General features: G+C 70.8%; 10 protein-coding genes. 5 read left to right on the top strand and 5 right to left on the bottom strand.

Annotated features, from left to right (window positions below):
- Positions 1–132 precede the first annotated feature (132 nt).
- Positions 133–453: a hypothetical protein gene (locus ACGFK0_RS37435; protein ID WP_392913479.1), complete on the bottom strand. Its 321-nt coding sequence runs from the start codon at positions 451–453 to the stop codon at positions 133–135.
- A 100-nt stretch (positions 454–553) separates the two neighbouring features.
- Here ACGFK0_RS37435 and ACGFK0_RS37430 point away from each other — a divergent pair, with 100 nt between their 5' ends.
- Genes ACGFK0_RS37430 through ACGFK0_RS37415 form a run of 4 tightly spaced genes read left to right on the top strand, consistent with a single transcriptional unit; the run spans position 554 to position 3195 of the window.
- The gene (locus ACGFK0_RS37430; RefSeq protein ID WP_392913477.1) at positions 554–1735 is read left to right on the top strand and encodes an IS630 family transposase; all 1182 of its coding nucleotides are present in this window, start codon (positions 554–556) and stop codon (positions 1733–1735) included.
- A gap of 40 nt (positions 1736–1775) precedes the next feature.
- Positions 1776–2591, top strand: a complete 816-nt coding sequence (locus tag ACGFK0_RS37425) for a helix-turn-helix transcriptional regulator (RefSeq protein ID WP_392913475.1) — start codon at positions 1776–1778, stop codon at positions 2589–2591.
- On the top strand, positions 2588–2785 hold the full coding sequence (locus ACGFK0_RS37420; RefSeq protein ID WP_392913473.1) for a DUF397 domain-containing protein: 198 nt from the start codon (positions 2588–2590) through the stop codon (positions 2783–2785). Before ACGFK0_RS37425 ends, ACGFK0_RS37420 begins: the two co-directional genes overlap by 4 nt.
- 35 nt (positions 2786–2820) lie before the next feature.
- Positions 2821–3195, top strand: a complete 375-nt coding sequence (locus ACGFK0_RS37415) for a hypothetical protein (protein WP_392913471.1) — start codon at positions 2821–2823, stop codon at positions 3193–3195.
- A gap of 680 nt (positions 3196–3875) precedes the next feature.
- Here the strand turns inward: ACGFK0_RS37415 and ACGFK0_RS37410 are convergent.
- The 4 genes from ACGFK0_RS37410 to ACGFK0_RS37395 form a co-directional block, all read right to left on the bottom strand.
- Entirely contained in the window at positions 3876–4451 is a 576-nt protein-coding gene (locus ACGFK0_RS37410; RefSeq protein WP_392913469.1) for a hypothetical protein, read from the bottom strand.
- A gap of 88 nt (positions 4452–4539) precedes the next feature.
- The gene (locus tag ACGFK0_RS37405; RefSeq protein WP_392913467.1) at positions 4540–5271 is read right to left on the bottom strand and encodes a tetratricopeptide repeat protein; all 732 of its coding nucleotides are present in this window, start codon (positions 5269–5271) and stop codon (positions 4540–4542) included.
- Positions 5272–5359: 88 nt separating this feature from the next.
- Positions 5360–6556 carry a Cmx/CmrA family chloramphenicol efflux MFS transporter gene (locus tag ACGFK0_RS37400; protein WP_392913465.1) on the bottom strand — a complete coding sequence of 399 codons (1197 nt, stop codon included), beginning with the start codon at positions 6554–6556 and terminating at the stop codon, positions 5360–5362.
- Positions 6557–6801: 245 nt separating this feature from the next.
- On the bottom strand, positions 6802–7395 hold the full coding sequence (locus ACGFK0_RS37395) for a uridine kinase (protein ID WP_392913463.1): 594 nt from the start codon (positions 7393–7395) through the stop codon (positions 6802–6804).
- Positions 7396–7446: 51 nt separating this feature from the next.
- Between ACGFK0_RS37395 and ACGFK0_RS37390 the strand changes: the two genes are divergently transcribed.
- Positions 7447–7917: AMP-binding protein (locus tag ACGFK0_RS37390; RefSeq protein ID WP_392913481.1), on the top strand; the 471-nt coding region annotated here is incomplete at its 3' end.

Below are 7917 nucleotides of genomic sequence, written 5' to 3'. Positions count from 1 at the left end.
ACAAGCGGCCACGCGTGGTGCACCTGGTCGGCTCCCTGCCCCGCAACGCCATGGGCAAGGTCGTCAAGACCCGCCTGACCGACCTCGCGCCTTAGTGGTCTGCGCCGTAAGTTCCTCGGGGGTTGAGTGCGGTCAGTTGCCGAGGTAGAGGCCGCAGGCGCAGTCGAGAGCTTCTTGTGGGGTGCCCGCGGTCATGCCGTTGGGCAGGATCTGGTTCTGGTATTTCCCGCTGCTGGCCAGGTAGAGGCCGAATCCCCAGGTTGAGGCCGATCCGCCGTAGCGGAGCCGGATGAGGGGCTGCCGGTGACCGTCGGGTCGTTCTCCTTCGACGTAGGCGAACTGGCCGTGGTAGTGGATGTGCAGGTCACGCAGTTGGGGCCAGTGCTGGCGGGCGTGCGAGCGCAGCCGCTGGGCCAGTGAAGTCTTGGTCGAGGCAGGAATCGCAGGCGGCATGTGGCCATCTTGCCTGCTGCGGCGTGTCCTGCGTGGGTGCCGGGCACGGGCGGACAAGATCGGATCTCCCTGTTCACGATCTTGTCCAGAAGGCTCTGCGGTGCCCGCCTCTCATGCTCGCCAGATCACCTTGACCGGCCCCGAACGGCGTCGGCTGACCAAGCTCGCCTCTTCCCGCACCGCTGCTCACCAGCACGTGGTCAGGGCCCAGATCGTGCTGGACGCCGCCAATGGCTGCTCCAACGCCCAGATCGCCCGTCGTCGGGGCATCGGCGTCGACACCGCCCGGCTCTGGCGCGGCCGGTATGGCGACCAGGGCGCGGCGGGCCTGGCCGACCGGCCCCGGTCCGGGCGGCCGGCACGTTTCACCCCGGCCCAGGTCGCCGAGGTCAAGGCGCTGGCCTGCCAACTGCCGGCCGAGACCGGGATCCCGCTGTCACGCTGGAGCTGTGGTGACCTGGCCGATCAGGTCGTGGCCCGGGGCGTCGCACCGGCGATGTCGGCCTCCACCGTGCGCCGCATCCTGGCCGCCGACGCGCTCAAGCCCTGGCAGCACCGGTCCTGGCTGTTCATCCGCGACCCGGCCTTCGCCGTCAAGGCCGGTCGTGTGCTGGACCTGTACGCCCGAGTCTTCGACGGCGTCCGGCTCGGCGACGACGAGTATGTGATCTCCTCCGATGAGAAGACCTCGATCCAGGCGCGCTGCCGCTGCCATCCCACCCTGCCGCCGGGCACCTCGCGCACCATGCGCGTCGAGCACGAATACGACCGCGGCGGCGCACTGGCCTATCTGGCCGCCTACGACGTCCACCACGCCCAAGTCATCGGACTATGCAGCGAGACCACCGGGATCGACCCGTTCACCGACTTGGTCGACGAGGTCATGACCCGCCAACCCTGCGCCTCGGCCCGCCGGGTGTTCTGGATCGTCGACAACGGCTCCTCCCACCGCGGCCAGGCCGCGATCGACCGGCTGACCAGGCGATACCCGAACACGGTCATGGTCCACACACCGGTGCACGCCTCGTGGCTGAACCAGGTGGAGATCTACTTCTCCATCCTCCAGCGCAAGGTCCTGGCTCCCAACGACTTCACCGACCTGGACCAGGTCCAAGACCGGCTGACCGCCTTCGAGCACCGCTACAACCAGACCGCCCGGCCCTTCAACTGGAAGTTCACCCGGGCCGACCTGCAGAACCTACTGGCCCGAATCCAGCAGCACGAAGAAGCCGAGCACGAAACCCAGCACCAACATCAGCCTGCTCTGCCAACCGCAGCCTGACCCCCGAGGAACTTACGGCGCGGACCACTAAGGAGACGCGATGCCCCCCGTTCGCGAGCCCCTGGACCCTCGGATCTCGATGTGGCACTTCCTGGCCTTCTTCATGCGTTTCATGCGGGAGAAGGCCGGCCTGTCGCTCACCCAGTGCGGCGAGATCATGGGGGCTGCGCGGTCCACTGTTTCCAACCTGGAGGCAGGCAGGCGCCGTCCTCAGGATGATCAAATGCGAATGCTGGACCGGCACTACGGGACGGGTCTGCTTTTTCAGCTCATTCTCTGGTTTGCCCGAATGGCCCATGATCCGGACTGGGCGCGCCAGTGCATGGAGTACGAGAAGCGGTCCACGGCGATCAAGACCTACCACGGGAAGGCGATACCTCGGCCGTTCCAGACCGAGGGGTACATCCGCGCGCTCCTGGAGACGGAGACGACCACGGACATCGAGGCCGGGATCGCCATGCGTGTGGAGCGGCAGGCCTTGATCCTGGAACGCTCGGACGCGCCCATACTGTGGGTGCTCGTGGACGAGAGCGTTCTGGCGTCTCCCATCGGTGGTCCCGAGATCATGAAGCACCAACTGGAGCACCTGCTCGACATGGCGAGCCACCAGAACGTCATCATGCGGATCGTGCCGACTGCGGCTGGCGCTCACCAGGGATTCGACGGGCCGTTCCAGGTGATCTGCCTGGAGGAGCGGGACGTCGCCTACGCCGGTGCCCAACACGGCGGACGCTTGATCGAGAGCCCCATCGAGGTGAGGGACTTTTCGACTAGGTTCGAACGTATCGGTGCGAAGGCCCTCCCCGAAGACGCCTCGCGCGCCCTCGTCGAGCACCATTTGGAGCAGTACTCATGATCGTTCATTGGCGGACGAGCAGCCATAGCGGTGGCACCAATGACCATCAGTGCGTTGAGCTGGGACGACTTGCGCCGGGCGTTGGGATCGGGATGCGTGACTCGAAAGACCCGGACGGAGGACACCTCACCTTGACTGTGGCCGAATTCGCCGCGCTGCTGGACGGCATCCGGACCGTGAAACGATCGCCGTAAGGCGTTCGATTCGTGCACACCCCCGGCGGTGCGATGTGGAGCTGGCCTGGTGGCTGCCCGTAGCGGCGATGCTCGGCATCGTTCTCGGCATCTCGTTCGCTTACGTTGTCGTCAAGCGTCGAAGGGGCGAGCGGGAGGCGCGGAATCCGGACTGGAGGGCCGAGCAGCACGAGGCCCGGCGCGCAGCGGCACTCGATCGGGAGGTCGCCCGGGTGGAGGCCGCACGGCGTGAAATGGCCGAGCGGATGGGCGCCCGGCAGGCGGAGGCCGATCGGGCGGCCGAGCGGCTGAGCGGCGACGCGCGGAAGGCCGCCGAGGAGACGTCGGCTGAGATCGCGCGCCGGGCCGAGGAGGCGGCGCTTCGGGCCGAGGAGGGCCTGCGTCAACTCCGCCGCCGACAGGACGGGTGACGACGGGCGCGATGCTGGCTCGCCCGCACGACCGACCGGATCGTCTACGACCCCGACGGCTGGACCATCCCTCGGCCGACGGCTCGCGCACGGCCCACTCCGAGCACACGGTGGCCGTCACCGAGGACGGCCCCTTGGTGCTCACCCGGCGCGAATCAGACCGCCCTGAAACCTTGCCGCCTGACGACGCGCGGTGAGCCGCGCCGGTGAGGAAGGGACGCAGCACGGCCTCGTAGTCGCTCAGCGGGGGAGCGGTGTCACCCTGGCGGGGCCCGGGGTCAGGGTCGTTGCCGTAGACGACCTGGTAGGGAGGACACCCCGTCTTCTGGTTCTGGCCGTCCATCATCTGGCCGGCGATCCTGCGGCCGGTGCTCGCCTCGTAGATGTCGAGGCTGCGGCGCCCCTGGTAGGTCTCGGTGCGCAGGCCGCCCTCGTAAAGGCAGACCTTGATCGGCTTGTCGGACACACGTCCCGCCGGGTGGCTGCACGCCACCAGCTCCACCTGGTCCGGGGCCGGCCGCCGATCCCCGTCACCCGTGGTCGCGAGTTCGGGAGGCCCCGCGCTTTCACGGAAGAACACCAGCGGGTGCGGGCCCCCTCCCTCGTACTTCGCGGCCCGCTCGAAGGGCCGGTCCTGCTGCCAGCAGAGGCGCGCGAGGTCCTGCAGCCGCTCGGGGCGCTCACCGAGGACGGCGGGGACGACCCAGGGCTGCACGATCCACCACACCAGGGCCAGCACCGCCACGCCCCCCCGCGCCGATCACCAGCCGGGGCCGCGGCGACGCCCGCACCGGCCCCGGCTTTTCCAGGGTCCTGGCCAGATCCCTTCGGGCGGTGACCGGGCCGACGAACATGGACCGTTCTTCGGTGCCCTCCATCCACGACAGCCGCACGACCGCCCCTTTGGCGCCCCGCTCCGGCGTCGTCAGCGCATCCCATGGGATGGCGATGGCGGGCACGTCCCCTCGCGACCACACCAGCAGACCGCCCTCGCAGACCGCGAACCAGTGCCGCCGCCCGTCGGCCCCGGAGAACGGAACGAGGTAGGCCCAGCAGGCCAGGCCGAGGTACACCAGCACGGGCAGCAGAAGGGTGTAGCGCCAGTCGAAGGCGGCGACCACCCCCTCCGCCATGGCGAAGCCGAAGATCCAGGGCGCCAGCTCACCCCAGTCGGGCCGGCCCCGGTGCTGCCGGTGCACCCGCCGGACGCCGCCCAGCCCCGCCTCGGCGGCCTCCTTCGACACGGAACGACGCACCGTCGCCCCCTTCACCGCTCAGCCTCGCACCGACGGGGAAGGGCATCGTCGCCCATCGCGACGCCGCCGCGATCCATGTCGATCGTCATCAGCGGGTCCGTGCGCGCCAGGCCTCGGCCTCGTCCGCGCGGCCCGTCTCCGCCATCAGGGCGGCCAGCCGCTCCATGGCGCCCTCGTGTCCCTGCCCGGCCGCGGCGGTGAGCCAGGTCTCGGCGTCCTGAAGCTCGCCCGCCTCCTGCTTCAGGCGTCCGAGGTTGGCCATCCCGTCGACGTTGCCGGTGTCGGCCGCCCGCCGGAACCAGAGCGCGGCGTCCGCGTGGTTCCCCCGCGTGACGTACTGGACGGCCACGTTGTTCATCGCGATGCCGACGCCGGCCTCGGCCGCGCGCAGGTACCAGTCCATCGCCTCCTCGCGGTGACCGGCACGGCTGAGGCGCGACCCCAGGTTGTTCATCGCCGTCGCGTGGCCCGCCTCGGCGGCCCGGTGGTACCACCGCTCCGCCTCGTCCTCCGGGACGGACCGTCCCAGTTCGAACATCGACCACGGGTCACCGGCCTGGGCGGCGTGCCCGAGCCACATCCTGGCGTCGCCGTCGTGGCCCGCCTCCCAGGCGAGCCACACCATGCATTTGACCGAGGCGAGATCACCTGCCTCGGCCGCCGGGCGGAAGTGCCGCGCGGCGGCTTCGACCATTCCGAACTGCCCCAGCCGCGCACACCACAATGACGCGCCCTGATCATCGTCCTCGGCCGCCGCCTGCGGCAGCGCGACCACCGCCGCGGGACCGATCCCCTGGGAAAGCCGACCCTCAACGCTCATAGCGCCAAAAGTACTGACGCCGATCACACAGCGACGCCCGTTTTCACCAGATGTGATCGTTTCAGGTCTGCCGGCCCCGAGGTTCTGCTCACCGGGCCCGGGAACTCGTCCTCACTGGTGGGGCGGCCGGTGCACCCGCCGCGAGCATCCTGCGGAAGGAGAGGGTGAGTAGCAGGGCCGTCAGGACCAGGAGGGCGCTCGTCCAGAGCGGGCCGTGGTTGCCGAGCGGGGTGGTGAGGGTGGTCGCGGCGATCAGCGGGCCCACCGCGGCGCCCACGTTGAGGGCGGCGGTCGCGTACGAGCCGGCCATGGTGGGGGCTCCCGCCGACTCATAGAGGACCCGTGTGATCAGGGTGCTGCCCAGCGCGAATGACAGGGCGCCCTGGACGAACACGAGGGGGAGCAGGGCGAGCGGAATTCCCGCCAGGACGGCCAGGGCCACCCAGCCGATGAGCAGCAGCGGGCCGCCTACCGCGATGACCAGGCCGGGACGCTGGTCCGACAGTCGTCCGGCGACGGTGACGCCGGTGAAGGAACCGGCGCCGAAGAGCACCAGGGCGACCGAGACCCACAGCTCGCCCAGGCCGGCGGAGCCGGTCACGACCGGGGCGAGGAAGGTGAAGCTTCCGAACGTCGCCGCGTTCACCAGTGCGCCGAGCAGCATGACCAGGATCAATCGGGGGCTTCCCAGTTGCGCGAGTTCCGGCCGCAGGGCGCCGCCGGCCTTGTCCGCCCGCTCCGGCCGCGGTGGGATTCCCTTGAGGACGGCGATGGCCGCGGGCAGGCAGAGGGCGGCGACGGCCCAGAACGCGGCGCGCCACCCGAGCAGAGTGCCGAGGACCGAGCCGCCGGGGACGCCGGCGACCGTGGCCACGGTCGTGCCCGACAGCAGGACGGCCAGCGCGCGTCCCTTGTCGCCGGCGGAGACGAGCGCGGCGGCGGTGGTCAGGGCGACGGCGAGGAAGCCCGCGTTCGTGAGGGCCGCCACGACCCGGGTGGCGAGCAGGACCGTGAAGCTCGTGGTGGTCGCCCCTACGACGTGGGTCGCCGCGAACACGAGGACGAAGCCGAGGAGGCTCGCTCGTGCGGGCCAGTTGCGGGCGAGGCCGGCCATGAGCGGGGCGCCGGCGACCATTCCGATCGCGAAGGCCGAGGTGAGTGTGCCTGCCGTCCCGACCGTGACGCCGAGGTCTGAGGCGATGTCCGGCAGGAGGCCGGCGAGCATGAATTCGGAGGTGCCCATGGCGAAGACCGCCATGGCGAGCAGATAGAGAGCGAGAGGCATCGAGTGGCTCCGAGGTGAGGAGAAGCACGAGAGGACGTCTCGTCACCGCGGTCAGCGCCCAAGGCGCGCTCGTCCGGCCGCGGAAGGCGGCGGGACGGCAGGAACTGCGAACTCAGTGGTTGAGGGGGCTGACGGCGTGACCGAAAGCCCCCACCTTGGATGCCTCAGGGCTCGACATGGCCCGCACGCTATCCGACGCCGTCCGACGACGCACATCGTTTCCATCGTGGTCACCCTCGCGAGGATCACCCGGGTGTCCTGAAGCGGTGCTGGGTGAAGGTGGTGCCGTCTACCCGGAGGTCGCAGCGGGCGCGGGTCCCGTCCTCGGTGAGGTGGGTCGATTCGCGCGCGGCCCAGGCGTCCCAGGCTTCGGCGTATTCGGGGCCGTCGCGGTCGAGGGTGCGGGCGCGGCGGAGGTCGTGGGGCGCGTCGATCCAGATGCGGTAGGCGGCCGGTGACTCCGCCCAGGCCGCGCCGACGCCTTCGACGATGAGGACGGGGGCGGGAGGGATCTCCTCCTGCGGGCCGTAGCGGTCGTGGTGCCAGTCGTAGCGGCGCAGGACGGCGGGACGGCCGTCGCGGAGGGGGCCGAGGACCGTCTCACGCAGGGGGCGCCACCAGGTGAGGGGGTCGGCGTCCCACGGCACGCTGAAATCGTCCGAGCGGATGATCGGCGCTCCGGCGAGGACGGCGGCCAGGTGGTCGCTGAACGTGGACTTCCCCGCGCCGCTCGGGCCGTCCACCGCGACCAGGCGCACCGGGCCGCAGGACGGCGGCAGGGTGAGCAGGCGCGCGGCGAGCGCGGGGTAGGTCACGGTTGCGTCCGGCACGGACGGCATACTTCCAGGTGCCGGTCCCCGGAGGGAGAACGTCGTGGAGAGGGGCGAGTGATGGACCTACTCGGCGAGTCGGGTGGCCCGGTGCGGGTCGCCGGACGGGACCTGGCGCGCGACGAACTGCTCGGCTGGGCGTCCGCCGTCGCCGCGGAGCTCCGGGGCGCCGGAGCCGTCGCGGTCCATGCCACGGCGACGCTGGAGACGGTCGCGGCCGTCGCAGGCGGCGTCCTCGCGGGCGTCCCGGTGGTGCCGCTGCCGCCCGACTCGGGCCCCGCCGAACGCGCCCACATCCTCGGCGACTCGGGCGCGAGCCTCCTGCTGGCAGCGGGCGAGGTGGAACCGACAGACGGGGAACCGCCGCTGATTCCCGTCGATGCGCTCCCTCGCAACGGAAGCGGGCACGCCCCGGTGGACGCCGCCGCGACCGCGCTGATCCTCTACACGAGCGGGACGACCGGTGCCCCCAAGGGCGTCCTGATCTCGCGGGGCGCGATCGCCGCCGGGCTGGACGCCCTCGCCGAAGCC

It is taken from the genome of Spirillospora sp. NPDC048823, from assembly GCF_043198445.1.
In the GTDB taxonomy this organism is placed as follows: domain Bacteria; phylum Actinomycetota; class Actinomycetes; order Streptosporangiales; family Streptosporangiaceae; genus Spirillospora.
Note: the sequence above shows the minus strand (reverse complement) of the source record. Positions and strands in the feature narration are given on the sequence as shown.

Excerpts from the sequence above, each read along its gene's own strand:
- ACGFK0_RS37435 (WP_392913479.1), bottom strand. The coding sequence starts at position 453 with ATGCCGCCTGCGATTCCTGCCTCGACCAAGACTTCACTGGCCCAGCGG.
- ACGFK0_RS37425 (WP_392913475.1), top strand. The coding sequence starts at position 1,776 with ATGCCCCCCGTTCGCGAGCCCCTGGACCCTCGGATCTCGATGTGGCAC.
- ACGFK0_RS37420 (WP_392913473.1), top strand. The coding sequence starts at position 2,588 with ATGATCGTTCATTGGCGGACGAGCAGCCATAGCGGTGGCACCAATGAC.
- ACGFK0_RS37405 (WP_392913467.1), bottom strand. The coding sequence starts at position 5,271 with ATGAGCGTTGAGGGTCGGCTTTCCCAGGGGATCGGTCCCGCGGCGGTG.
- ACGFK0_RS37400 (WP_392913465.1), bottom strand. The coding sequence starts at position 6,556 with ATGCCTCTCGCTCTCTATCTGCTCGCCATGGCGGTCTTCGCCATGGGC.
- ACGFK0_RS37395 (WP_392913463.1), bottom strand. The coding sequence starts at position 7,395 with ATGCCGTCCGTGCCGGACGCAACCGTGACCTACCCCGCGCTCGCCGCG.